The organism is Halalkalibacter okhensis, from assembly GCF_000787375.1.
GTDB lineage: Bacteria > Bacillota > Bacilli > Bacillales > Bacillaceae_D > Halalkalibacter > Halalkalibacter okhensis.
Genome location: NZ_JRJU01000019.1, coordinates 24,157 through 49,059, shown reverse-complemented (window position 1 = coordinate 49,059; position 24,903 = coordinate 24,157). Strand labels below are relative to the sequence as shown.

Here is a 24,903-nt window from a genome sequence, read left to right as displayed (position 1 = left end):
GTCGGAACTTGAAATGCAGAAATAATTTGTTAATTTGAGAGTACAGCTATAGACTTAATAGAGATAGAAATTTTAGATTAGAAAGCGATCTTGAGGAAGTGGTTCGTTCCACTTCGTCTCTAAAATAAAAGGAGAGATACGATGGTAAACTTCCAAACGATTATTGATAATGTACCAGATTATAATGCTTTTTTGACGGTAAATGAGTTAGACAAAAGTTCATTTAAGTTAGCAAAGGAATTTCCTCATGCCGTATCGATCCATGAAGTTGGACGATCTCGAAAAGGACATCCGATTCAATGCCTGAAGATTGGTGATGGTTCCAAAAACGCCCTTTGCTTTGCATTTCCCCATCCAAATGAGCCGATTGGAGCCATGACGATGGAGTACTTTTCTTTTGAACTTGCAAAAAATAAGGAGCTTCGAGATGAGTTAGATTTTACATGGTATATCATTAAATGTATTGATCCTGATGGAGCTAGATTAAATGAAAATTGGTTTAAAGGACCATTTACTATACATAATTACACGAAGAACTTCTTTCGACCAGTAGGGTATGAGCAAGTTGAGTGGACTTTTCCTATCGATTATAAGGAGTTGCATTTTAACAGCCCTTTGCCGGAAACAAAAGCATTAATGAAGATGATGGAAGACATCAAGCCTGATTTTGTCTATTCTCTCCATAATGCAGGGTTTGGAGGTGCGTATTGGTACATATCTCAGGACATTCCAGAGTTGTATGAGGGACTTTTGCAGTCAGCGGTTAAACAGAAAGTAGCGTTAAGCTTAGGTGAACCAGAAGCCCCGTTTGTTACTCAATTTGCTCCTGCGGTATTTCAAACAATGGGCTTAGCTCAAGTGTATGATTATACTGAAACGTTTACTGGGAAAGTTCCGCAAATGGATACCGGTACGTCTAGTGCTGACTATGCATCAAGACAATCGGAGGATTGCGTGACCCTTTTGACAGAACTTCCTTATTTTTTTGATAAGCGGATTGAAGATATGAGTGAAGGAGATATGACGAGAAAAGAAGCCATTAATAAAAATATTGAGATGAATGAAGCGCACTTTTCGATCATTGATGGTTTTTTAAAAGAAGTACGTCCATATATCACGAAGGAAAATCCATTCGTAAAGCTAGTAGATCAAATCATGTTACACGAGGAAGAGAGTAACACAGCTAAGAAAAATTGGGCGAATAGTGACCCTGCATTTGATCAGAAGGCAAAAGTTTCAAACATATTCGATAATTTATTAACAGCAAAATTTTACAATGGATTAGCCCTAGGTTTAACTGTTAGAACCATTGAGTATGAATTGGAACGTTTAAAGAACGAAGATTCAAAGAATCCGGAAGGGATTTCTTTGCTTGAAGATCAACATGATAAAAGTGCTGCGTTATTGAAATCTTTTTGTGAAGAGTTAGAGAGGGAGTTAGATTATTCGGTTATTCCCATTCAAAAGTTAGTCCGAATTCAATTAGAAAGTGGGTTGCTTGTAGCGGAATACATTCATAAGAAAAAGAGTTAAGTACAAGAGGGAGACTAAAAATGCACAGCAGAATGGAGAGGAGTAAAATATGAAGTCGCTTTTTTACAACGGTCTAATCTATACATCTAATCCAAAACAACCATATGCAGAAGCAATGGTTGTTGAAGATGGCATGATTACGTCTATCGGCAACCTTGCTGCATTAGATAAGGAAGCTACGGGAGAGCGTATTGATTTATGCGGTCAAAGAGTGTTGCCGGGATTTATTGATGCACACATGCACCCGCTCATGCTAGCGGAAGTAGATGAAAAAATATTTTGTGGGCCACCTAATGTGTTTTCCATTCAGGATCTAAAAGAAAAAATACAAGAAAAGTTGGTGAACGCTAAGGGGAAGCATCATCAATGGATTCTAGGTTGGGGATATGATGAGGTGAAATTAGCGGAAAAAAGAACCCCGACTAGATGGGATTTGGATGAGATTTCTATAGACGTACCCATTATCCTGACAAGAACTTGTACTCATATCGTTGTTGCAAATAGCATGGCAATGGAGTTAGCAGGCATTACAACCGAATCTGTTTCTCCATATGGAGGAGAAATCGAAAAACGATCGGATGGAGAGTTAACGGGAATTTTCAAAGAGACAGCAAGAGAGCTTATTTATCAAGTGATGCCACAAAAAACGAAGGAAGAAAAAGCAAACCTGTTGGTAACATTAAGTCATAAATTATTATCCCAAGGAATCACTGCGACAACGGATCTTATGGCAGACCCATCCAGAGATTATGATTTATTTAAAATGGCATTTGATTTAGGCTATAAGCAGAAAACTGTGCTTTATTATATGTGGGACCAACTTAAGCACTGCCCGGAAAAGCTTTGTGAAACCGACAAAGAATCTTATCCAAATTTAGAAGTAGGTGGAATCAAGCTATTTGGTGATGGCAGCGTTTCAGGTAGAACTGCATGGGTTTCTGCTCCATATGTAAATGAAGATAAAAATTTTGGGTTGTCTACCACTTCTGTTAATGAACTATTAGGTGCAGCAAAAAGAGCGAAGGAATATAATGTTCAACTAGTTATTCATGCAATGGGGGATGTGGCCATAGAACAAATCGTAGACACATTCGAAGATATAAAGCCATGGCTTTGGGATGCTCCCTCCATTCGAATTGAGCACGCAGCTTTTCTATCAAAACAAACGTTACTTAAAGCCATTAATGCTCGAATCGGATTTGTTACACAACCAATCTTTTTATTTGCTGAATACGATAGCTATATTCATAATTTAGGAAAGGAAAGAACCGATCAGTCGTATCCATTTAAGACCATGGTGGAATTAGGAGCAGATATGTGCTTTTCTTCGGATGCTCCGGCAACATCTTGGCAGGATACATCAAACCCACTTATAGGAATCCAGGCAGCCGTTACAAGAACAGCCTATACCGGCGATGAGTTTAACATAAATGAGAGGCTTTCAATAGAAGAGTGTATTGACCTGTATACAAGAAAAGCAATGGAAATGACCCGTATTCCGAAGATTGGACAGCTGAAGGAAGGTTATTATGCAGATTTTATTATATTAAATAGAGATATTCTACATGTACGCTCTGAGGATATTGATAAAATAAACGTGATGGAAACATATATTCAAGGAAAAAGGGTCTTTTCAAAAAACGAACTTGTTGTATAAGTGCAGATGATTTTAGAGGGATGTTAAAAAACTTACCATAATTCCTATAAAGTAGTTAGACGGAAAGAAGCAATTTCTTTTATGTATAAGCCCCCATGGTGTTCAATGAACAGCATGGGGGCTTCGAGCATTTTCAAATGACCCTCGATACATAATTTTTTTATTTTTAAAAAGTAATTGTTTCAACAGGAAAATTTTTCGGAACAAGAGTATAATGAATTCGAGATAAAGATTAAGGGAGCGTGTAGGTGCAAAAACAATTTATTCTATATGATTAGGAAAGGGGAGATGAATGTAATGACAACTCTTGCTGGGCAAGCGGGTCTTGAAAAGAGCCTGAGTGATTCGGAAAAGAAGAAGGTCCTTTTCTTAATTTGTTCGGTATTATTATTTTCAGTGATGAATGGAACGATGTTCATGATTGCTGTACCGGATATCGCCCTTTCGTTTTCCCTTACCCCGTCACAGGTGAGCTGGGTCGTCACTGGGTATATTGTGATTTATGCCATTGGTGCTTTGATGTACGGGAAGCTGGCGGATATTTACCCTTTAAAAACGCTATTGACGATCGGACTTAGCTTTTTTGCATCCGGTTCGATTTTAGGTTTTTTCGCACCGAATTTTGAGATTGTCGTTCTCGCACGTATTATTCAGGCAGCGGGGGCATCTTCAATCGTTGCATTGGTGTTCATTGTGCCAACGAGATATTTCCAGGAAGAAAGAGGGAGGGTACTAGGAATTGTTTCGAGTACGATGGCTTTTGCTTCTGGAGTTGGGCCGGTCATTGGCGGATTTGTTGCTGGTGTGTTGAACTGGCAGTTTCTTTTTTTAATTTCTGCTCTAGTCATCTTTGCGATTCCATTTTTCTGGCTATGGATGCCAAAAGAGGAGAAGAAAGAAGGCAAAGTGGATGTATTCGGTGCGGCATTGATTGCTCTAGCGGTCGCGGCACTCATGCTTTTTATCACCATGTTTAATTGGTGGTTTTTCGTAAGTAGTATCGGGTTCTTTGGTTTGTTTGCTGGGAGAACGTTGAGTAGTGATAATCCATTTATTCGACCAGACTTGTTTAAGAATGTCCCTTTTAGAACGACCATTATAGCTGGTTTTTTGGCTATTATGACGATGTTTGGCATGATGTTAATGTTGCCACTGATGTTAAGTGAGGTAAATGATTTAAATACGTTATTTATTGGGCTGACGATTTTTCCGGCTGCGATGGCTGCAGCTTTTATTGGGAAGGTGGCAGGAAGGTTAACGGAGCAGCGCGGAGCAAAGCAAGTTGTCTATATTGCTTTTGCATTAATGATGATCGGATTTATGTTGTTGTCAACATTTATTGGAAGTCCTGCTTGGGTCATTGGACTTGTGGTGATTATATGTTATATTGCTTTTCCGTTCCTTCAGACAGGAACGGCGACATTAATTTCAACCTCTCTCCCTAGGAATGAAATAGGGATCGGAATGGGGATTTACAACTTATTTAATTTTATGTCTGGTGCCATTGGGGGAGCGATTATTGGAAAAGCCTTAGATTATGATAGTGGCGTGTTGCTTAACCCGTTTTCTTTTGCCCAAGGTCATGCGATGATGTATAGCAACGTTTTCATTGGGTTAGCGGTATTAACAGTATTAAATGCTTTATATTTTAATAGGGCTTTTAGAAAGTCTGGGTGAGATTTCTGCGGGAAATTTCTATATGGATATAAAACAGACACATTCTCTCCATTGTGAGAATGTGTCTGTTTTTGTGGCTTTTTGTGATTAAGTGTCACAATTTGACTCTTGAAAGTACTGGTACAATGGGATTATTGCATAGGAAATATATGAATGGGGGGAGGATCGTACTTCAAAGGTCTATGCTTTTTGCTATCAATTCAACATGAAATTCACTTATCTTTTTTACATCAAAAGAATAATAGAGTAAAATGATTAGTAATATTTACCATAATCAATTATTTGTTTTTTGAAAAATTTGCCACTTGATAAAAAACAGATATTATTACGTATGCTTCTAAAAACAGTAACTTCCTAAACTACTGACAGTTGGAGGTAGAAATGACAAATGATCAAAAAGTTCAAGAATTAGAAGAGCGGATCGTAAAACTAGAAAGTGAAATGACGCGACTTAATGGATTGTTAAAGGATACTGTCGACACAAAGCCGCCATTGAAGGAAGAGAAGAAAATGAATCAGCCGCTACCTGCGAACAAAAGGCCACAACCTAAAAAAGAAGTCGATTATGAAACATTAATTGGGCAAGTATGGCTGCCTAGAATCTTTATTATTGTCTTAATTGTAGGGGTGTTGTGGGGATTTAAAGCACTAATTGACATTGGCTTTATAAATGAATGGGTTCGAGTGCTTTTAGGTTATGTCGTATCTGTCTTATTGCTTTGGGTGGGGCACAAGCAATTCCGATCTAAGCGAAACGCCATTGGTCAAGTTCTGTACGGTGGAGCGATTGTCATCTTGATCTTAAGCACATTCGCTGGGAATGCTCTTTATGGAATGATTCCTGGCTATGTTGCGTTTGTTCTGAATGTAATTTGGGTGATTGCAGGTATGTATTTGGCTCATAAACAACAGTCACAATCGATCGCTGTGTTAGCTTCGATTGCAGGTTTCCTGGTCCCTTTCTTAGTAAAAGGGACGTCGACTAATCTTTATTTGTTTGTTGGTTATGAAGTTTTGTTCTTTCTTGGTTTGCTTTATTTCTCTATTTTAAAAAAATATGTGTCTCTTTTCTACGTTTCTACTATATTTATGCAGCTTTCATTGTTTTCTTATTTGGTGATATCTGGTCATAATAGTGAAGTTCTTTTAGCTGGAGTTGTTGCTCAACACATGTTCTTATTCGTTGCCCTAATCATACGAAACGTCTTTATGTCTCATCAAAAAGCTATACTGTTAACTAGTTTTGTTTTAACTCATATTTGGGTTGGTTTAACCGGTCATATTGATCAAACCGTCTTTCTAGTTGTCGCTTTAGTCATTTATGGTGTGTATTCGTACATTCAAAAGCAAACAGCAAACCTTCATGTGTTCTTGCCAATAACGACTTATGCTTTAGCGATGTTGATTGTTGATGTTATTCAGTTTGATCAAGTCAGTGTATTCTTGCTTATTCATGGAATGGTTGCTCTATATGTTGGCTTTTATACGAAAGGGAAGTTGCAATTAGTTTTCGGATTATTGGTGTATGTTTTTGGGGCACTAGTTACTGTTCTTTCGCCTATTGCTCAGGTGATTTCTTACGAAAGTGTAGCTTGGCTGGTGTTAATTAGTAGCTTGGTTGTTATAAGAAAAAGGCTGTCAACTTTTCAATCTGCTAACGAAAGAACGCTTGACCATCGAGCATTAATGAATTTCCTTTTTGGATGTACGGCTGTATTCATACTGATTTTCATCACGCAAATAGGAAATGCTGCTACAGACACTTACTCCTATACCGTTCAAAATGTTACTGTTTCAGCACTGTGGGCTTGCTATGCTATTTTGGGTGTTGTCTATGGCGTGCTAAAAGATAGTAAGAGCATACGTCTATTGGGGATTGTTTTATTGTTTTTAACATTGTTAAAAGTGATCTTTGTTGATATTGATGCCATCTCAATGATAGTCAGAGGACTTTTATTTATCGTCTTAGGGGCAATTGGAGTAGGGCTTTCTCGGTTTTTCTATAAGAAATAAAGGTTCGGCATTTGTGTCGAGCTTTTTTATTTTGGGTTTACTAAAAGTCGAGGTAAGCGAATTTTTATTATTTTTTTAAAAATGTATTGTAAAACGCTTTCATTTGTTTTATACTTTCTCTAAACCGGTTTAGTAAAACGATTTAGTAAATCGATTTAGAAAAGGTATGAGGTACTTAATCATGAAAACAGTTACGATTACAGATGTTGCCAAGCATGCAAATGTATCTAAAAGTACGGTTTCTCAGTATTTAAATAAGAGATTTGATTACATGGGGGAAAAAACAAGAGAAAGAATTGCGGTAGCGATTAAAGAGCTAGGTTATCAACCAAATATTGTGGCCAGAAGCTTAAAACAAAAGTCTACGTCAACAATTGGTGTGATTGTCGCAAATATTCTTCATGCGTTTTCTACACAAGTGATTAGAGCCATTGAAGATTATTGTCATGAATCTGATTTTCACATTATCGTTTGTAATGCAGATGATAACCCTGATAAAGAAAAAAAGTATATTGAGATGTTACTAGCAAAGCAAGTTGACGGACTAATTGTTTTCCCTACGGGGGACAATGTTGAGTTATATGAAAAAATGGTGAAGGATCAATTTCCAATCGTGTTCGTTGATAGAACGGTCGATAGCGTAAACGTTCCAGCTATTGTGTTAGATAATGAAAAAGCATCAAGCTTAGCGGTTAGTCATTTGGCAGAAAAAGGATACGAACGTATTGGAATCATAACACCGTCTCTAATAAAAGGGGTTACAGCTCGAATGGGACGAATTAATGGGTTTCGACAGTCAGTGAAGGAGCAAAACTTACCAATTATTGAAGATTTTATCAAAAGTGTAGAAATAAATGAGGTCCAATCAACTTTAGAAAAAATGATGACGTTACCAGTTCCGCCGCAAGCCATTTTGGCAGGGAATGACCGTGTATTAATGGAGATTTTGAAATATACCAAAGCTAACTCTATTAATATACCAAATGATTTAGCGATTATAGGCATTGATGATGTTTCCTTTGCAAGCATTTATAGTCCTGCATTAACCGTCGTTTCTCAACCTGCGTTTGAGATGGGAAAGCAGGCCGCAACTTTAATTTTATCATTCATTCAAAAAAAGGAAGAGAAGACGTTAGTTTATACATTTGAACCGACATTAATAAGTAGGGAATCTTGTTAATAGGGCGGAATCAGGAAAGAGGGGGAGTGATCTTATGGTGGATGTATTAACAATTGGGGACGCGATGGTCTCTTTAAATCCACAGGCAAAAGGTCCATTAAGATTTGTTTCAACCTTTGAACGTAAGGTAGGAGGGGCTGAGCTAAATGTAGCCATTGGATGTTCAAGGTTAGGGCTCAGTGCAAAGTGGATTAGTCGGTTAGGGAAGGATGAATTTGGAAGATATATATATAATTTTGTTCGTGGGGAAGGCATTGATGTCACGGATGTAGGGCTCGTGGATGGGTATCCAACATCGGTTCATTTTAAAGAGATATTAGAAGATGGAAGTGGCAGTACGTACTATTATCGTTCGAACTCTCCAACATCAACGTTAACAGTTGATGAGTTGAATGACTCACAATTTGCTGGGGCAAAGCTTCTTCATATAACGGGTGTTTTCCCAGCAGTTGATAAAATTAAAAATATCGGCGTTATAAAGAAAGCGGTTGCTTTAGCGAAAGAACATAATCTGCTCATCTCATTTGATCCCAATATTCGCTTGAAAATGTGGTCAAAGGAAGAAGCAAGAGAAGCCTTAACTGAACTCTTACCATATGTAGATATCTTATTAACAGGTTTAGACGAAGCAGAAATCATATTTGGTACAAATGATCCTAGAAGTGTTATTGAAGAGAGTAGAAAGTTAGGAATTTCATATGTGGCAATAAAGCAGGGTGAAAAGGGATCTATTGGTTATCACAACCATGAATGTATAGAATCTGCACCAGTCAAACCAAAGAAGGTTGTCGATACCGTTGGAGCTGGTGATGGATTTGATGCAGGCTTTATTTATGGAGTATTGCAGCAATGGCCCTTGGAGAAAATCTTGCATTTTGCAAATACGATTGGATCTATGGTCGTAAGTGTTTCAGGTGATAATGAAGGATTGCCTTACTTAGATGATATTCTCGTACAGTTAGGTGAAAAAGAGTTTATCGAACGATAGATTGGAGTGGAGCTTATGAACATTCAATTGGCTCTTGATAGGTTAAGTAGAGAGGAATGCTTTACCGTAATCAAGGAAACAGAACCATACATCGACTGGATTGAAGTGGGGACCGGGGTTATTAAGGAATATGGAATGTCCATTGTAAGAGAAATAAAGGAAGCGTTTCCTAATAAGATCCTTGTTGCCGATATGAAAACATGTGATGCTGGTAAATTTGAAGCGGCTCAAGCATTTGAAGCAGGGGCGGATATTACGACTGTCATGGCGTTTTCAGCAGATAAAACAATAGCCGATACGTTAGAAGTGGCTAAAAAACAAGGAAAACGAGTGATGATTGACCTGCTTGGTATTACAGAGCCTACACGTATAGAAGAGCTTGAGCGATTAGGTGTCGATTTAATTGGACTGCATTTTGGCAAGGATATGCAGCTTGAAGGGGAAATGCATACGGATTTATTCAATTTGGTAGAGAATTATTCTACTTTTGAAGTAGCTGTTGCAGGTGGGATAAATGTAGAATCCTTACCTGATATTTTAGAAAAATCACCAAATACGATCATTGTCGGAAGCGCTATCTCAAAAGCTGAAGATCGTACGGGAGTGGCTAAGAAAATGAAAGGATTGATCAATGCGTATGAAGTCAATTATTGAGACGGTTGCAAGTGAGATGAATACGGTTTTATCTCAAGTAAAGGAAGAGGAAGCATTGCTATTTAGTCAAAAGCTTCAGTCGGCTAAACGCATTTTTGTTACTGGTGAGGGACGATCGGGGCTAATGGGCAAAGCATTTGCCATGCGACTGATGCATGGAGGCTTTCATGTTTATGTGATAGGTGAAACGATTACTCCAAGTATTGAAGCAGGTGATCTTCTCATTGCTATATCTGGTTCTGGATCGACAGGCGCGATTATTCAATTTGCGTCAAAAGCGAAAGAAGCTGGGGCTGAGGTGCTATTAGTAACGACGAATCAAGAATCTAAAATAGGCTCGATTAGTGATGGAACGTTAGTTATTCCGGCAGCAACCAAGTATCGCAGGCCTGAGGAACCTGAAACGATTCAACCACTTGGTAACCAGTTTGATCAAGCCGTTCATTTAGTGTTAGATGCGATCATTATCGGCACGTTAGAAATGGCTAAAGACCAACCAAGCTTTGCAGAAATGACAAAGCGTCATGCAAATCTTGAATAGCAATTTGTCAAAATTACGATTTTCATAAAAAAAGAAACTGAGGGGGAAGTACATTATGAAAAAGTTTTTCTCAAAAACAGCAGTTGCAGTGTTAGCACTTTCGACGATTTTAGCCGGGTGTGGTGGTGGACAACAAGAAACAAGTGGCAACGGAGAACAGTCAGGTGAAGCAGTGGATAGCCTAAAGATCATTGCAGCGCACAATCAAACATCACCGGACAATCCATACCAAACTGGTTTGTTGAAGTTTCAAGAAGTAGCAGAAAGTGAATCTGAAGGTGCCATTGAAGTAGAGGTTCATGCTGGAACATTAGGTACGGAGGAATCGGAGTTAGTTGAAAGACTTAAGCTAGGTGGTGCAGATGTTGTCCTCGTATCGCCAGGATTTATGACATCTGCTGGAATTGATGAAGTAGATTTATTCGCACTTCCTTATCTATTTGAAAGTTATGAGCACTGGGAAAGTGTCGTTGACGGAGAAGTAGGGGAAGAACTAGCAAACATCATTAATGAAAAATCAAATAACGATTTTAAAGTTCTTGGGTACTGGACTGCTGGTGTAAGACATTATTATGGTAAGAAGCCGCTTGAGTCCATTGATGATTTAAAAGGAATGACAATTCGTACACAAACTTCTGGTGTAGTAGCAGATTATTGGCAGCAAGTGGGCGCGATCCCTACTTCAGTAGCATGGGGTGAATTGTATCAAGCATTGCAACAAAATGTTGTAGATTCAGCTGAGAATGCGTATCCGTACTATATTCAACAAAATCATCATAGAACTCCAAATGGAAAATATACAACGGAAACAGGACATGACTACACGACTCGATTATTACTAATTAGCGGCGATAAATTTGACTCATTAACAGAGGATCAGAAGGAAATCATTCTTGCAGCTGCAGATGCTTCTGTTCAAGCAGAACGCGAAGCATTATATGAGCAAGAAAACGAGTATAAAGAACTTGCGCTTGAAGAAGGTGCTGAAATTAATGAAATCGATCGTGCGCCATTTATTGAGATTGCAGCACCATTAAATGAAAAAGCAGCTCAAAACATGGGAATTGAAGAATTACTACAAAAAATTAACGACTTAAAATAATCAAAAAATGAGGGGAAGGGTATAGGACAAATACGTCCTTCCCCTTTACTTTCTAAAATAAGAAGGTGAGAGCATGTTTATTAAACGACTAGAAAAAATTCAATTAACACTTGGTGTAACCTTTTTAACCGTATTCTTTGTTGCTGTTATTATTCAGGTCATCACTAGATATGTTGGAGTGTCTGTCATATGGACGGAAGAAGTAGCCAATTACTCATTTATATGGGCTGTATTTATGGGAGCGGCTGTGATGGTCAATCGAAAAGATCACTTTAACTTTGATTTACTTGCTAAGAAGTTAAAGGGGAATGCTAAACACTCGCTTCATATGGTGGTCGATGGGATCTTATTGCTTTTCTGTGCAGCTTTATTTTTCTATAGCTTAACAGCCTTAACCACATTCTGGGACTATAAGTGGGTTTCATTACCTTCCATGAAAATGGGGTATGTATGGCTCTCTTTACCAGTTATGAGTATAACAATGGTGATTTATTTATTGTCACATATTACAGCTACGTTGAAAAAAATAACAGCAGGGGAGGCGACTGAATAATGGGGTTCATCTTAATTGCACTTTTTCTAGTTTTGATGTTTATTGGCGTGCCTATTGCATTTGTTATTGGAATTGTCGCCTTGCTTGGGATCTTAAACATTCCCTATATTCCTGAAGTGTCTGTCCCTGTGAAAATGCTAAATGGTCTTGATTCATTTGTCTTATTAGCAGTACCTTTGTTTATTCTTGCAGCTAATTTAATGAATCATGGACAAATTTCTCAAAAATTGATTAATTTCTCGCTTTCTATTGTTGGTCATATACGTGGTGGTCTGGCGCATGCCAACATTTTAGTATCTATGATTTTTGCCGGAGTTTCAGGAGCATCTCAAGCCGACACAGCTGGAGTAGGTAAAATCCTCATTCCAAATATGAAAAAACAAGGATACGATACAGAAACAGCGGTAAGTGTAACGGCAGCTTCTTCTACCATTGGAGTAATTATCCCTCCAAGTATCCCAATGATCATATTTGCTGGTTTAACGAATGCATCAGTAGGAGCTTTGTTTCTTGCAGGGATTATACCAGGAGTTCTTGTGGGGCTTGGTATGATGATTTTAATTTACTATTATTCAATTAAACGAGGTTATCCGAAATATGAGAGAACGTCGCTAAGTAAATTCTCTAAATTATTGGTTGAAACATTACCAGCATTATTTACACCAATCATATTAATTGGTGGGATTGTAACCGGTTTCTTCACTGCGACAGAAGCAGCGGCATTTGCATCTTTGTATACTTTGTTTGTAAGTATGTTTTTCTATAAAACAATTAAAATAAAGGATTTACCAAAGATATTAGTTGATACGTTAACATTGAGTTCCTTATCGTTGTTTGCTCTAGCAGCAGCTAGTGCATTAGGAGAACTAATGAGTTACTATCGGGTCTCTACTTGGGTACAAGATTTCTTTACGACTAATATTGATAGTAAGTTTTTATTCTTAATCATTATTATTATCTTCTTCTTGTTTATCGGAACTTTCATGGACGCCATTCCAGCGATGATTTTATTTATTCCTGTGATTTTGCCTGTCGCTCTCATGTATGAAATAAGTCCTGTACTTTTAGGGTTAATTACGATCATGACATTAGCTATTGGTCTTATCACTCCACCGTATGGGTTGTGTTTACTATTGGCTGCCAAAATAGGAAATCTCTCCATTGAAAAGTCATTTAAAGCGGTTATTCCGTTTATAGCAGTAATTCTTGTTGTACTTGGATTTGTAGCGTTTTTCCCAAGTATTGCTTTCTATATTCCTAAACTATTTAATCCAACTCTGTTTTAGCAAAAGTAAGTGTGAAAGGAACGTGTTGTTATGGTAGAAAGAGAAGTCTTAACGCATGAAGGATCGTTAATGTTTGTAAAGGTTGCATTAAAAAAAGGTTTTCACGGAGATGTCGACCAACATATTCATGAACAGGTTAGTTATATTAATAAAGGTTCAGTTGAATTTGAAGTAGGTGGAGTTACGTCTGTTCTTAAAGAAGGGGATGTACAGTACATTCCTTCGAACGTTGAGCATCGTGTAAAGGTTCTAGAGGACTGTATCATTCTCGATGTCTTTACCCCTATTAGAGAGGATTTAGTTGAATAGAAAAAGAAAGAGAAGAGATCTTTAAAGACCACTGAAAAGGGTGGAAATTGTCCCTTTTTTAGTGGTCTCGAGATCTTTTCTTCTCTTCTTTATTCTTTAGTAAGGAGTGATTCGATTGACTGATCAAGTCGAGCTAAGAAAGAAACGTGCAGGTGAAAAAGCAGTTGAATGGATAGAGGATGGGATGACGATCGGTCTAGGTTCGGGATCTACTGTTTACTGGACGATTAAAAAATTAGGGGAATTAGTGAACAAGGGGATGAAGATTAAAGGAGTTCCATCCTCAATTCGAACAGAAGGATGGGCTAACCAATTTGGTGTTCCCTTAACGGATTTCCAGCAAGGAACAGAGCTTGACTTGGCCATTGATGGTGCAGATGAAGTTGATCCCTCTTTCCATTTAATTAAAGGTGGAGGAGGCTCTCTTGTTCGAGAAAAGATAGTCAATGCGGCTTCTAAGAATCTCATTATCGTTGTGGATGAATCGAAGGTAGTTAGCAATCTCGGTGAATTTGGTGTGCCAATAGAAGTCGTACCATTTGGGTGGGAAGTTACCGAGCGACGTATTTCACAGATGGGTTGTCGCAGCATTCAACTTCGAAAAAGTGAGAATGAGATATACGTGTCTAATAATGGAAATTATATTTTAGATTGTCATTTTGGGTACATTGAAAATGCAATGAATCTTCATGCTCAATTAAAGCAAGTCGTGGGTGTAGTTGAAACGGGACTTTTTATTGGAATGACAGATCACGTGATTGTGGGCAAAGACAATGGAGTTCAAGTTTTAAGAAAATAGTGCATAAAAAAATGAATGGAGGAGGAATTTATGACTTTATTACAAGAGATAAAAGATAGTGGCGTTGTCGCCATTATTAGAGGGGCAACTGTCGATACTATTGTTCCTATTTCAAGAGCTCTCCGTGACGGAGGGGTAAAGACATTGGAAATTACAGTTGAAACGCCCAAAGTACTTTCGCTTATTGAAAAGGTGTCTACGGAATTAACTGATGTGATTGTGGGGGCTGGTACTGTTTTAGATCCTGAAACGGCACGCGCAGCCATTATGTCAGGAGCCAAATTTGTTTTCTCTCCGACGGTCAATCCAGAAACGATTCGGATGACAAAGCGTTATGGTGTTGTTTGTATTTCTGGGGCATTAACACCAACGGAAATTTTAACTGCTTATGAGAGTGGGGCTGATGTAATTAAAGTGTTCCCAGCTAATGTATTTGGACCGTCTTATCTAAAAGATGTTCACGGACCTCTTCCTCATATTCCTCTTATGCCAACAGGAGGCATTAATGTTTCGAATCTTGCAGATTATATAAAAGCAGGTGCGGTGGCAGTAGGGCTAGGAAGTGCGCTTGTTAATACAAAACTAGACATGAATGAGGAAAATTTAGCAGCGTTAACGAGAAAATCAAAAGAGTTTGTTCGTGCGGTGCAGGTGGCAAGGGATTAGCATTTGGTAAATATTATAGTTGCTAGTAAGACAAACCAGACATTTATTGTCTGGTTTGTCGAGTTTGAAAAAAGCTAAAGGAATCTTTGGGTTTTGGGAAACGACCATTTAAAAGAATGAGGATATACCTACTTCCCGCTTCCAATGACGGTGTTTAGCGATAGCTTGAGAAAAAGATTGGATGAAACTAGTCATGTTTGATGCATTTCTAATCGTAATAACCCCTAATGAGTTAACGGGTGATGCCGTGCTTTCGGTCGAGGCAATGGCAATTCCGTATATTTGTGCATCGGCTATCAAATCCACACCTTCATTTGATGCTCCGATCGTTTTCGCATGGGTGTAAGTCTCTTTTATAAAATGTAAAGCTTTTTCATCGTCGGATAATTGCTTTACACTTTTCTTCCCCCCTGGAAGATAGATGGCATCATACATGACAGATTCCCCTGTAGAAAAGGTCTTATCTACTTTAAATTCGTGACCAGTAGTACTTTTGATTGTACCAAGTGAAGTACTAATGATCTCCGTTGTTACCCCAAAATTCTTTAAACGGTTTATTACTTGGGTGATTTCATCCTCGTTTACCCCATTTTCTGCTAATATAGCAACTTTTCTTGATAGTGTTGAATGTTTTGTATTCATTTGACTGACAGCTGGAGATTGTCCTTTTACTCCAGTGCCCCCTGGTATCATAGGAGGATCTACCCCTATACCAGCAGCTATTGCAATGGCTAGTTGGTTATCGACTTGATTAAACACTTCTACGACACGTTCCCTTATTTCTTTACTTTCAACATTGCCAACTTCAAAGTGAAAGGCGTTAATAATGTGCTGTTTTTCAATGTCAGACATACTGTTCCAAAAGAAGGTAGCCTGGCTAAAGTGGTCATGAAAGCTCGGACTTCGTTCGCGAATTTTTCGACCATCCACTTTTTCAGCATAGTGTACGTAACCACCTTCTTTTTTTGTAGATGGTCTTGGGTCATTATCTTGCAGCGAATTAACAGAATAGCTTGTGACACCTCGGTTGATTGTCATGCGATGAAAGCCATCACGTTGATTGTTAACAACAGGTGAAACGGAGCGATTGATCGGGATCTCATGGAAGTTTGGGCCACCTAATCGAATTAATTGAGTGTCTAAATAGGAAAAGAGTCTGCCTTGAAGGAGGGGATCGTTTGTAAAATCAATACCTGGTACAACATTGGCAACATGAAAAGCAACCTGTTCCGTTTCTGCAAAAAAGTTATCGACATTTCGATTTAATGTAAGTTTCCCGATTTTTTGGACAGGGATTAACTCCTCAGGCCAGAACTTTGTAGGATCTAAAATATCAAAATCAAATGCAAATTCATGTTCTTCTTCAAGGATCTGTACACCGAGTTCGTATTCTGGGAAGTATCCAGCTTCAATGGCGTTCCATAAATCACGACGGTGGTAGTCGGGATCTTTTCCGGCTAATTGTTGAGCTTCTTCCCAAACTAATGAGTGCACACCGAGTAGGGGTTTCCAGTGAAATTTAACAAATCGAGCCTTTCCTTGTTCATTGACAAGTCGAAACGTATGAACGCCAAAGCCTTCCATCATACGGTAACTTCTTGGAATTCCTCGATCCGAAAGCACCCATAATACCATATGAGCTGTTTCGGTATTATTAACGACAAAGTCCCAAAAGGTATCATGTGCTGTTGCAGCTTGAGGAATTTCTCTGTTAGGTTCAGGTTTGGCTGCATGAATCACATCGGGAAACTTCATGGCATCTTGGATAAAGAAGATAGGGATGTTATTGCCAACTAGGTCAAAGACTCCTTCTTCTGTATAAAATTTTACTGCGAATCCTCGCACATCACGTATCACGTACAGTATCAGCCGAACCTTTTGACCCTAGAACCGTAGAAAAGCGAACGAAGACAGGAGTTTGTATAGATGGATCTTGTAAGAACTTTGCTTGAGTAAGCTCCGGAACTGGTTCATAAACTTGAAAAAAGCCGTGGGCACCACTTCCACGCGCATGGACGACTCGTTCTGGAATCCGCTCGTGATCAAAATGAGTCATTTTCTCTCTAAAATGAAAATCCTCCATGATGGTTGGTCCACGTGTTCCCGCCTTTAGGGAATCATCGTCATTTGATACACGAATTCCTTGATTAGTCGTCATTCTTTTGCCGCTATGATCAACGGTAAACGACTCTAGTTGTTCATCTTTAGAGTGGTCTGGTTTATTAAGTATAAATATTTTCACGGATATTTTTCACGATTTCTCGTCAAGATAGACATGAACGCTATATTGCTATCTAGGGGGCGACAAAATGGAGTTCAATGAATATTGGGATCAAATATATGAAAAAAGCCATGAGATGGATATGTTAATTACGTCATACTGGCAAGAATATTCTCATATGGGGACATGGCAGTTTTGGGTTGTTACATTGTTGTTAGTAGGACCATTAATTTTACTTTGTTTTACAGTCGATCGTAAGAGAATTTTTGAGTTGTTTTTCTTTGGATATACCGTTCATATCTTGTGGTCATACATGGTTATTTTTTTACAAAATCATAGTTTTCTGATTCATAAGTATTTCTTTAATCCGTATTTACCATTTGCATTAAATATGACGGCATCGGCCCTTCCTGTAGCCTTTTTACTTTTGTATCAATACTGTACCAATCATAAAAAAAACTTCTATTTATACACAATCATATTAAGTGCTGTGTTTGCCTTTGGTTTTGCAACCATTGAGGAGATGTTAGGGCTTCTGGAGTTCAATAAAGGTATGAATAAATTTTACTTGTTTCTTATTGATTTGGTGATTGTGTTTATTACATATTGGTTTACTAAATGGGTTTTAAAAATTAGGAGGAGGGCAAGTTAGGGACGGGTGCTTACAATAAGGAACAAATATAATTTACAATGAATTTATACTAAATGAGTAATCCTTCTATTTACGAAGGGTTACCTCTTTTTGTTTAAAAAGGTCTTATCTAATTAATGAACGTTGAAACATACTAAATTGAAACCAGAACAGTCCCTATATCCAGTCCATGAAAATCAAAATCTAATTAAAGAGACGAAAATCAATTTGATTTTCGTCTCTCACTAATGCGTTGTACTTTAAAATACTTTTTCTTCGATTGTGATACCACTTGGCTTATAATGGATTTTGATATTGGTGATACATTCAGACGCACCGGTGGAAATGGCTAGATGTTGCGCATCCTTAATGACTTCAATTACCTCGTCTAAGTCTCCTTCAATAACTGTCTCCATTGGTCCAATATAAAATTCTAGTCCCGTCTCTTTTACGAGATTTAGTACTTCAGGAATCATTCCATCCGTATGCATATCTTTTCCCTCTGGTAAAATTTGAAATCCAGCTGTAACTGTAGCCATTATTTTCCTCAATCCTTTCTGTATCGTTATTGAATTTCTTTATAAGTAAACTCCAAGGGGTTATCTAAAAAATGATGTGGATGCAGGTCCAATGACCAAATCAATTGTACGTTTAAGTTGCTTCATTACGACCAACTCCTTTCGTTTGTATAGTACTCTAATACCCTACTTGCTTGTTGTAAAACATATCCGTTCATTCAGTATGTTAGTAGAATGGCTCCAGAAATGGAGATGATCGTTTAAGGTGCAAGAAAAACAAATGAGAAGCATCTCCTTTTACATAAATATAAATAGGTAATAAAATCTGGACTTTGAAACCTTAAAGCTAGTTCTTCGTAAATATACATTATCGTAAAGAAGGAACTTGAAGGTAAAGGATGTGTCACGAATGGGGAAGGACCTAGATCAAATTGTAAATGAGTATTCATCCATTTTTCGGCAACTAAAAAAGAGACTGAAATGGCACTTTACAGATGAGCGTACTTTGATGATGGTCGCATCGTTATACGTAACAAGAAATAAAGAATTTAGACCCTCATCTTTTCTTGAAATAAGTGATTACATTAAAAATAATGTAGGCATGTTCTCGTCATTAAAGTCATCTCAGCGTTTTATCTCAGCGGCGATGCTTGATGTGAATTATGATCAACCGAAAGAGAAGTTTCATGAATATGTTGCAGTATATGAGAAGTTGGTTGAAGGTGGATTTAAAAGAGGAAACTTTACATTTATGGCGGCCTTGTGCCTTCTTTTAGGGGATACCAATGAAACGAATCATAAATGGATGATTGAAAGAGCCATGGCAGTATATAAAGGAATGAAAAAAGATCATTTCTTCTTAACAGGAGAAAGTGATTATCCTTTAGCGGTTCTTTTGGCCCAAGTAAACAGGGATATTGATGAGATGATGGATGATATTGATTATTACTATAAAGCGTTACCTCCGCATGGATTTCGGAAAGGGAATGACCTTCAATTTTTGTCACATATACTTTCATTAGATAAAAATGTTGATTCGGATATACTCATTCATCGTATTTCTGAATTAACGAATATGTTTAAAGAAGCTGGTAGAAAAATAAAGCCAGTATTTTATCCTACCATTGGGTTGCTTTCATTGTTAGAGAATGGTTTGGAGGAAGTAGATAACGTAATGGCTTTATTTAAACGTCTAAATGTGGAAAAAGGCTTTAGGTGGCATAAGGATGTTAATTTTATTATGGCTGTTACTTTTATTGTGAAGGATAAAGTGGAAGATACCTCTTTAATTAGCACAGGTATTCAAACGACGATTGAAACGATTATCCAAGCTCAGCAGGCTGCCATGTTTGCAGCAATGACAGGTGCTGCAGTGGCTGTTTCAAGCAGTAATGGAGGGAGTTCATAAATGCTGGTAATAAGCTAGCACCTTTTAGAAGAGAAACAATCCTTGCAATACTTAAAAAGATCAGAGCTCTTCCACAGGGTGGAATTATACCTTTTGGGAGAGCCCTTTTTTAAATTTGAAAAAGAATTCTTCTTGACCTTTACGCGACGTAAGGCTTTATCATGAAATTGTTAGGAGGATAGTAGATGGAATACACAGTCAAAAAATTGGCACAGTTATCAGGTGTCAGTAGCCGTACACTTCGTTACTATGATCAAATCAGTCTGTTGAAACCGGCCAGAATTAACTCCTCTGGCTATCGAATTTACGGACAAAAAGAGGTAGATCAGCTGCAGCAAATTTTATTTTATCGAGAATTGGATGTTGGCTTAGGAGAGATTCTCAATCTGATGAATAAACCGTCCTATGATCAATTCGAAGCATTACAAAATCACTACAAAGAATTAAAAAAGAAACGTGCCCGATTGGATAGCATTATTGAGACGGTTGAGAGAACCATTGAAAGTAGAAAAGGAGGAGTAGCCATGCAGGATCAAGAAAAATTTAAGGGGCTTAAGGAAAAATTAATTGAAGAAAACGAGCAAACGTACGGGGAAGAAATTCGTGAAAAATACGGGGATGAGATGGTAAAGGCTAGCAATGCAAAGTTAAGAAATATGTCTCAAGAAGATTATGAGAAGATGACGAACTTAGGGAATGAAATATTTTCGTTGCTAAAGAAAGCATTTGAAACCGGAGATCCTTCCTCGGATCTAGCATGGGAGCTTGCTGCAAAGCACAAAGAGTGGCTTATGTATTCGTGGCCTAGTTATACGAAGGAAGCACATGCGGGGCTTGTAGAAATGTATGTGGCGGATGAGCGGTTTACAGCTTATTATGACAAATCTGTTAAAGGTGGAGCTGGATTTTTGCGAGATGCTGTTTTGATTTATTTAGGGAAGAAGGAATAGAGGAAATCATCAACAAAGCAGCATTGAACATGATAGACTACCTGACAGAAAAAATACCTGTAAAAAATCCCCCCTCCCTATACAGGAGGGGGGATTTTTGATTGAATTTGAAAGAGTTTGGACAGGATATTGAACAGTTGCGAAAGTATATTCGTGAAATTCGACAGCAAATGGTCCAAATTGGATAGAAAGACTGATGTGAAGGGAATTTATCTAGGTCTTTTATGGTAGGGTTACAGAAAAAAGAGGGATTCATTCGGGAAAAGTCATTAGTAAGTCATAATTTAAATCAAGATTAAGTAAATCATTTAGAGAACATTCGTACAAAAATAGGTCGATCTCCATTCTGATGCTGCACTTAAAAAGATAAATACATTTGACGTCAAATAAATAAAATGGAATCATAGTACTTGGCGAATTTAATTTGTAGCATCGAATGAGATGGTCTACATCATGAGAGGAGTAGAAAAATGGGATTAACTAAGAAGATTATTATTGCGCTGATCCTAGGGGTAGCTGTAGGGCTTGGGTTTAACCTATTTGCTCCGGGAGCATTTGGTCCTTTGGATTCATATGTATTGACTCCACTAGGGCAAATATTCTTAAAGCTAATTACGATGTTGGTTGTGCCACTTGTGTTCTTTTCGATTGTCTTAGGAACAGCTGGAATGAGTGATACGAAAAAATTAGGGCGAATTGGCATTAAGACAGTAGGATTTTATTTATTATCGACGGTTGTCGCGTTATGTATTGCATTTGGTGTGGCTCTAACAATTCAGCCTGGACAAGAAGGGTTGATGGGGACTGAAGAGGCTAATTTCGAAGCGACAGAACCGCCTCCGGTCATGGAGACTTTATTAAACATCATTCCAACCAATCCAATTGATGCCTTAGCAACTGGTCAAATGTTGCAAATTATTTTCTTTGCTATTTTTATTGGGTTTGCATTAGCGCATCTTGGTGAAAAGACTAAAGGAATTCATAAGCTAATCGAGCAAGGAAATGAGATTATGATGTTCCTTGTTACTATTGCGATGAAGCTTGCACCATATGGAGCCTTTGGTTTAATCGCATCAGCCATTGGGAAGCTTGGTTTAGATGCATTATCTTCGATGGCAATGTACATGCTTTGTGTGGTGTTAGCGTTGATTCTTCACGTGGCTCTCGTGTATTCGGGTGTTGTTTATGCTTTAGGGAAAATGAGTCCACTTCATTTCTTTAAAAACTTTGCGCCAGCTATGACCGTTGCATTTAGTACATCAAGTAGTAATGCAACGCTTCCGCTTTCTATGAAAACGGCCCAAGAAAAATTAGGGGTATCCAAACCAATTTCTGGTTTTGTGCAACCGCTTGGGGCAACAATTAACATGGATGGTACAGCTATTATGCAAGCTGTGGCGACTGTGTTTATCGCGCAAGTTTTTGCTGAACCACTCTCAGTTGGTGCGTTAGTTACCGTTGTGTTAACGGCAACTCTTGCTAGTATCGGTACCGCTGGAGTTCCTGGGGTTGGGATGATCATGCTTGCGATGGTCTTGCAATCTGTCGGGTTGCCAGTAGAGGGTATTGCTCTTGTGTTAGCTGTAGACCGAATCCTTGATATGCTTCGTACATCAGTCAACATTACTGGAGATGCAGCATGTGCTGTATTTATCGAGCGAAGTGAAGGTGGAAAAGAAAAAGTAGAAACAGTATAAACGTTGCAGGGCGTTATAATCGTGATTGATTACGGTTATAACGCTTTTTCGATTTCTTTAGAAATAAGACACCTACTACTCATTGTAGAGTAAAGGTGTCACTTGTCTTTCTTATTTTCTTATAAACATCGGCAAGTCAGTATGTCCCATTCCACGAACGTAAACAAACAAATTTCCTTTATGATTAATCTCGTGATCTATAGCCAAATTAATGATTTTTTCGGCAGGGAGTTTCAAGCCAAGAACTGCAGTAAGGTCAATGATCTCGTCAAGGTCTTCTTCTGCTAATGACTCGATGATTTTCACAGACTCTTCAGTGTATAGCTTCGCAAGTTCCGTTAAGTTTATATCTGCATTTTCATCATGGAGTGGGGTGGGAGTCCTCTTTGCTGCTGCTGATACAAATTGATAAAAGGATGTTAGCATATGAACGACAAGCTCTTTAGCTGACATGGAAGTATCTGTTGGCTTGTAGTTATAATGGTTATTGCCAATCTTTTCAACTAATTCATTTGTAACAAGACGGTGTGCTAGAAAGTAGTCCTTATAATGAGTGCTTTTTTTCATCTGAATCCTCCTTGAGTATGATCATTCCCATTTAAAGGTAAATGTTGTAAGGGCAATCGTCAAGCAATAACACTTTGACTAAAAAGAGCTCTATTATTTAATCTTTAAACTTTTTGTATTATACTTTGTAAAGTCGGTTACTTGTAACATTTTATATCTATGTGACTAGCAATGACAAAGATTTTTTTATAAGTTGTTAGGTTCGTAAAATTCTAGGGAAGGTGCTTATGATTTATGTTACATAATCCAACTGGGAAAGAGCGTATAGGATTAGCTTTTCTGCTCGGTATGCTGGCGATATTAGGTCCGCTTAATATTGATATGTATTTGCCAAGCTTTCCAGAAATAGCTGATGATCTAGGGGCCAGGGCCTCTCTTGTACAACTTAGTTTAACAGCATGTTTACTTGGCCTTGCAGTTGGACAAGTCGTTGTTGGCCCAATTAGTGATGCACAAGGGAGAAAAAAGCCATTATTGATTTCCATCTTTTTATTTGCTATTTCTTCATTGCTTTGTGCACTGGCTCCTAATATAACCATTTTGGTCATAGCTCGATTTTTACAAGGCTTTACGGCGGCTGCTGGGGTTGTTTTATCACGCGCTGTCGTTCGTGATGTGTTCAGTGGTCGTGAGTTGACGAAGTTCTTTGCACTTTTAATGGTTATTAATGCAGTTGCACCAATGGCTGCTCCGATGGCTGGTGGGGCCATATTGCTTCTCCCTTTTGCAAATTGGAGTACGATTTTTTACTTTTTAGGTTTGATTGGTCTTTTCATTGTGTTAGTTGTTGCACTGAAATTAAAGGAGACATTGCCTCCAGAAAAGCGGATTCCAAGTACAATTGGACATTCTGTTCGGACAATGGGGAGCTTGTTTAAAGATCGGTCTTTCATTGGATATGCATTAACGGTTGGGTTCATTCATGGTGGAAGCTTTGCTTATGTCGCCGGGACTCCTTTTGTGTACCAAGGAATTTATAATGTTTCACCGCAAGCATTTAGTGTTTTATTTGGGATAAATGGACTGGCTATTATCCTAGGGAGCTTCATTATCGGTCGCTTAGGTGGAATTGTTCACGAACGAAGCATATTGCGCGTGGCGGTGATTATTTCCGTTAGTGCAACTGCATTCTTATTATTAATGACAATTATTGAAGGACCATTAGCCACGCTTGTGATTCCTATTTTCATTTACATGACAGCTATGGGGATGATTTTAACGAGTACATTTACATTGGCGATGGAGCATCAAGGACACCGTGCGGGAAGTGCAAGTGCGGTACTAGGGACGCTTGCCTTATTGCTTGGCGCTATGGTCTCACCACTGGTTGGGATAAATGAATCAACTGCTGTGCCAATGGGAGCTATTTTGTTTTTTACTTCATTACTAGGGTCTGTTGCTTTCTTTAGGTTGACAAAAAAGCAATCAGAAAAACAGGTTGCTAAAGATATGGTAGGGTGAAGTAGAATACATTCTTACAAGTAACGCGGACAAACTATTGATGATTGATTATTTGGGAGGAATTGTAATGAGACTTTGGTTTTCTATTTTATTTGCTGTCATGCTAACATTAACTGGTTGCGGAGCGAACAATGAAACGGTGGAAGAGCCCGTTCAAGATGAGTCTAGTGAAGAGGGACAAGAAGAAGGTCTAGAGGAGCTTTCTGCTACTGTTGTATTGAGTGAGGAAGATCATGAAAATATTCTGAGTGAAGATACGGTAACGTTCGAACAAGGACAAACGCTTATGGAAGTCATGGATGAGAATTATGAAATTACAACGGCATATGAAGGTGCATTTATCTCAGGAATTAATGGAATTGAAGCAGATGATGAAACATCAAGTTATTGGCTCTATACAATCAATGGAGAAGAAGCGTTAGTAGGAGCTACTGAATATGAACTCGAACATGGAGATCTGATTCATTTTCATTACGATTCAATTGAATAGCC

Annotated in this window: 22 protein-coding genes and 1 pseudogene; 20 read left to right on the top strand and 3 right to left on the bottom strand. The window is 38.2% G+C overall.

All coding sequences use genetic code 11. The features are described from left to right. Window positions 1–141 precede the first annotated feature (141 nt). The 14 genes from LQ50_RS14365 (at window position 142) to LQ50_RS14300 (ending at window position 14,958) form a co-directional block, all read left to right on the top strand. Window positions 142–1,533 carry a M14 family zinc carboxypeptidase gene (locus LQ50_RS14365; protein WP_034630565.1) on the top strand — a complete coding sequence of 464 codons (1,392 nt, stop codon included), beginning with the start codon at window positions 142–144 and terminating at the stop codon, window positions 1,531–1,533. Window positions 1,534–1,582: 49 nt separating this feature from the next. Further along, on the top strand, window positions 1,583–3,190 hold the full coding sequence (locus LQ50_RS14360; protein ID WP_034630563.1) for an amidohydrolase: 1,608 nt from the start codon (window positions 1,583–1,585) through the stop codon (window positions 3,188–3,190). Between the two features lie 297 nt (window positions 3,191–3,487). Continuing rightward, window positions 3,488–4,867: an MFS transporter gene (locus tag LQ50_RS14355; RefSeq protein WP_161784685.1), complete on the top strand. Its 1,380-nt coding sequence runs from the start codon at window positions 3,488–3,490 to the stop codon at window positions 4,865–4,867. 381 nt (window positions 4,868–5,248) lie between these two features. Beyond that, complete coding sequence (locus tag LQ50_RS14350; RefSeq protein ID WP_034630561.1) at window positions 5,249–6,880, top strand: DUF2339 domain-containing protein; 1,632 nt, start codon at window positions 5,249–5,251, stop codon at window positions 6,878–6,880. 181 nt (window positions 6,881–7,061) lie between these two features. Further along, on the top strand, window positions 7,062–8,060 hold the full coding sequence (locus LQ50_RS14345) for a LacI family DNA-binding transcriptional regulator (protein WP_034630559.1): 999 nt from the start codon (window positions 7,062–7,064) through the stop codon (window positions 8,058–8,060). 34 nt (window positions 8,061–8,094) lie between these two features. Beyond that, entirely contained in the window at window positions 8,095–9,048 is a 954-nt protein-coding gene (locus tag LQ50_RS14340) for a sugar kinase (RefSeq protein ID WP_034630558.1), read from the top strand. A 15-nt stretch (window positions 9,049–9,063) separates the two neighbouring features. Continuing rightward, window positions 9,064–9,702: a 3-hexulose-6-phosphate synthase gene (gene hxlA / locus LQ50_RS14335; RefSeq protein WP_034630556.1), complete on the top strand. Its 639-nt coding sequence runs from the start codon at window positions 9,064–9,066 to the stop codon at window positions 9,700–9,702. Next, window positions 9,686–10,243 carry a 6-phospho-3-hexuloisomerase gene (gene hxlB, locus LQ50_RS14330; RefSeq protein ID WP_034630555.1) on the top strand — a complete coding sequence of 186 codons (558 nt, stop codon included), beginning with the start codon at window positions 9,686–9,688 and terminating at the stop codon, window positions 10,241–10,243. Before hxlA ends, hxlB begins: the two co-directional genes overlap by 17 nt. Window positions 10,244–10,298: 55 nt before the next feature. Continuing rightward, on the top strand, window positions 10,299–11,345 hold the full coding sequence (locus LQ50_RS14325) for a TRAP transporter substrate-binding protein (protein WP_034630553.1): 1,047 nt from the start codon (window positions 10,299–10,301) through the stop codon (window positions 11,343–11,345). Window positions 11,346–11,418: 73 nt separating this feature from the next. After that, entirely contained in the window at window positions 11,419–11,898 is a 480-nt protein-coding gene (locus LQ50_RS14320; protein WP_034630552.1) for a TRAP transporter small permease, read from the top strand. Then, window positions 11,898–13,184 carry a TRAP transporter large permease gene (locus tag LQ50_RS14315; protein WP_034630549.1) on the top strand — a complete coding sequence of 429 codons (1,287 nt, stop codon included), beginning with the start codon at window positions 11,898–11,900 and terminating at the stop codon, window positions 13,182–13,184. The genes LQ50_RS14320 and LQ50_RS14315 overlap by 1 nt, the downstream gene beginning before the upstream one ends. Before the next feature lie 30 nt (window positions 13,185–13,214). Next, complete coding sequence (locus tag LQ50_RS14310; RefSeq protein ID WP_034630546.1) at window positions 13,215–13,493, top strand: cupin domain-containing protein; 279 nt, start codon at window positions 13,215–13,217, stop codon at window positions 13,491–13,493. A 106-nt stretch (window positions 13,494–13,599) separates the two neighbouring features. Beyond that, complete coding sequence (gene rpiA / locus LQ50_RS14305) at window positions 13,600–14,292, top strand: ribose-5-phosphate isomerase RpiA (RefSeq protein ID WP_308417926.1); 693 nt, start codon at window positions 13,600–13,602, stop codon at window positions 14,290–14,292. Window positions 14,293–14,322: 30 nt separating this feature from the next. Further along, window positions 14,323–14,958, top strand: a complete 636-nt coding sequence (locus tag LQ50_RS14300) for a bifunctional 4-hydroxy-2-oxoglutarate aldolase/2-dehydro-3-deoxy-phosphogluconate aldolase (protein WP_034630541.1) — start codon at window positions 14,323–14,325, stop codon at window positions 14,956–14,958. Between the two features lie 108 nt (window positions 14,959–15,066). Here the strand turns inward: LQ50_RS14300 and LQ50_RS14295 are convergent. Next, window positions 15,067–17,200 (bottom strand): annotated as a pseudogene (locus tag LQ50_RS14295) (catalase). A gap of 67 nt (window positions 17,201–17,267) precedes the next feature. Between LQ50_RS14295 and LQ50_RS14290 the strand changes: the two are divergent. Then, window positions 17,268–17,831, top strand: coding sequence for a hypothetical protein (locus LQ50_RS14290; protein ID WP_034630539.1), 564 nt, complete (start codon window positions 17,268–17,270; stop codon window positions 17,829–17,831). A gap of 239 nt (window positions 17,832–18,070) precedes the next feature. Here the strand turns inward: LQ50_RS14290 and LQ50_RS14285 are convergent, their stop codons facing one another. Next, window positions 18,071–18,349 (bottom strand): thiamine-binding protein, encoded by a 279-nt coding sequence (locus LQ50_RS14285; RefSeq protein ID WP_034630536.1) that lies wholly within the window; start codon window positions 18,347–18,349, stop codon window positions 18,071–18,073. A 388-nt stretch (window positions 18,350–18,737) separates the two neighbouring features. Between LQ50_RS14285 and LQ50_RS14280 the strand changes: the two genes are divergently transcribed. From LQ50_RS14280 to LQ50_RS14270, 3 genes are all read left to right on the top strand, one after another. Continuing rightward, window positions 18,738–19,736 carry a DUF4003 family protein gene (locus LQ50_RS14280; RefSeq protein WP_034630533.1) on the top strand — a complete coding sequence of 333 codons (999 nt, stop codon included), beginning with the start codon at window positions 18,738–18,740 and terminating at the stop codon, window positions 19,734–19,736. 185 nt (window positions 19,737–19,921) lie between these two features. Beyond that, entirely contained in the window at window positions 19,922–20,686 is a 765-nt protein-coding gene (locus LQ50_RS14275) for a MerR family transcriptional regulator (protein ID WP_034630531.1), read from the top strand. 470 nt (window positions 20,687–21,156) lie between these two features. After that, window positions 21,157–22,383 carry a dicarboxylate/amino acid:cation symporter gene (locus LQ50_RS14270; RefSeq protein WP_034630528.1) on the top strand — a complete coding sequence of 409 codons (1,227 nt, stop codon included), beginning with the start codon at window positions 21,157–21,159 and terminating at the stop codon, window positions 22,381–22,383. A gap of 111 nt (window positions 22,384–22,494) precedes the next feature. Here the strand turns inward: LQ50_RS14270 and LQ50_RS14265 are convergent, their stop codons facing one another. Then, window positions 22,495–22,950 (bottom strand): DinB family protein, encoded by a 456-nt coding sequence (locus tag LQ50_RS14265; RefSeq protein ID WP_034630526.1) that lies wholly within the window; start codon window positions 22,948–22,950, stop codon window positions 22,495–22,497. Between the two features lie 234 nt (window positions 22,951–23,184). Here LQ50_RS14265 and LQ50_RS14260 point away from each other — a divergent pair, with 234 nt between their 5' ends. Both LQ50_RS14260 and LQ50_RS14255 read left to right on the top strand, forming a co-directional pair. Next, window positions 23,185–24,411 (top strand): Bcr/CflA family efflux MFS transporter, encoded by a 1,227-nt coding sequence (locus LQ50_RS14260; RefSeq protein WP_034630523.1) that lies wholly within the window; start codon window positions 23,185–23,187, stop codon window positions 24,409–24,411. A 67-nt stretch (window positions 24,412–24,478) separates the two neighbouring features. Beyond that, window positions 24,479–24,901: a DUF4430 domain-containing protein gene (locus LQ50_RS14255; RefSeq protein WP_034630521.1), complete on the top strand. Its 423-nt coding sequence runs from the start codon at window positions 24,479–24,481 to the stop codon at window positions 24,899–24,901. The last annotated feature ends 2 nt before the right edge of the window (window positions 24,902–24,903 follow it).

Bases quoted from the DNA above. Each gene is read 5' to 3' on its own strand.
- LQ50_RS14365 (WP_034630565.1), top strand. From the start codon at position 142: ATGGTAAACTTCCAAACGATTATTGATAATGTACCAGATTATAATGCT.
- LQ50_RS14360 (WP_034630563.1), top strand. From the start codon at position 1,583: ATGAAGTCGCTTTTTTACAACGGTCTAATCTATACATCTAATCCAAAA.
- LQ50_RS14355 (WP_161784685.1), top strand. From the start codon at position 3,488: ATGACAACTCTTGCTGGGCAAGCGGGTCTTGAAAAGAGCCTGAGTGAT.
- LQ50_RS14350 (WP_034630561.1), top strand. From the start codon at position 5,249: ATGACAAATGATCAAAAAGTTCAAGAATTAGAAGAGCGGATCGTAAAA.
- LQ50_RS14345 (WP_034630559.1), top strand. From the start codon at position 7,062: ATGAAAACAGTTACGATTACAGATGTTGCCAAGCATGCAAATGTATCT.
- LQ50_RS14340 (WP_034630558.1), top strand. From the start codon at position 8,095: ATGGTGGATGTATTAACAATTGGGGACGCGATGGTCTCTTTAAATCCA.
- hxlA (WP_034630556.1), top strand. From the start codon at position 9,064: ATGAACATTCAATTGGCTCTTGATAGGTTAAGTAGAGAGGAATGCTTT.
- hxlB (WP_034630555.1), top strand. From the start codon at position 9,686: ATGAAGTCAATTATTGAGACGGTTGCAAGTGAGATGAATACGGTTTTA.
- LQ50_RS14325 (WP_034630553.1), top strand. From the start codon at position 10,299: ATGAAAAAGTTTTTCTCAAAAACAGCAGTTGCAGTGTTAGCACTTTCG.
- LQ50_RS14320 (WP_034630552.1), top strand. From the start codon at position 11,419: ATGTTTATTAAACGACTAGAAAAAATTCAATTAACACTTGGTGTAACC.
- LQ50_RS14315 (WP_034630549.1), top strand. From the start codon at position 11,898: ATGGGGTTCATCTTAATTGCACTTTTTCTAGTTTTGATGTTTATTGGC.
- LQ50_RS14310 (WP_034630546.1), top strand. From the start codon at position 13,215: ATGGTAGAAAGAGAAGTCTTAACGCATGAAGGATCGTTAATGTTTGTA.
- LQ50_RS14300 (WP_034630541.1), top strand. From the start codon at position 14,323: ATGACTTTATTACAAGAGATAAAAGATAGTGGCGTTGTCGCCATTATT.
- LQ50_RS14290 (WP_034630539.1), top strand. From the start codon at position 17,268: ATGGAGTTCAATGAATATTGGGATCAAATATATGAAAAAAGCCATGAG.
- LQ50_RS14285 (WP_034630536.1), bottom strand. From the start codon at position 18,349: ATGGCTACAGTTACAGCTGGATTTCAAATTTTACCAGAGGGAAAAGAT.
- LQ50_RS14280 (WP_034630533.1), top strand. From the start codon at position 18,738: ATGGGGAAGGACCTAGATCAAATTGTAAATGAGTATTCATCCATTTTT.
- LQ50_RS14275 (WP_034630531.1), top strand. From the start codon at position 19,922: ATGGAATACACAGTCAAAAAATTGGCACAGTTATCAGGTGTCAGTAGC.
- LQ50_RS14270 (WP_034630528.1), top strand. From the start codon at position 21,157: ATGGGATTAACTAAGAAGATTATTATTGCGCTGATCCTAGGGGTAGCT.
- LQ50_RS14265 (WP_034630526.1), bottom strand. From the start codon at position 22,950: ATGAAAAAAAGCACTCATTATAAGGACTACTTTCTAGCACACCGTCTT.
- LQ50_RS14260 (WP_034630523.1), top strand. From the start codon at position 23,185: ATGTTACATAATCCAACTGGGAAAGAGCGTATAGGATTAGCTTTTCTG.
- LQ50_RS14255 (WP_034630521.1), top strand. From the start codon at position 24,479: ATGAGACTTTGGTTTTCTATTTTATTTGCTGTCATGCTAACATTAACT.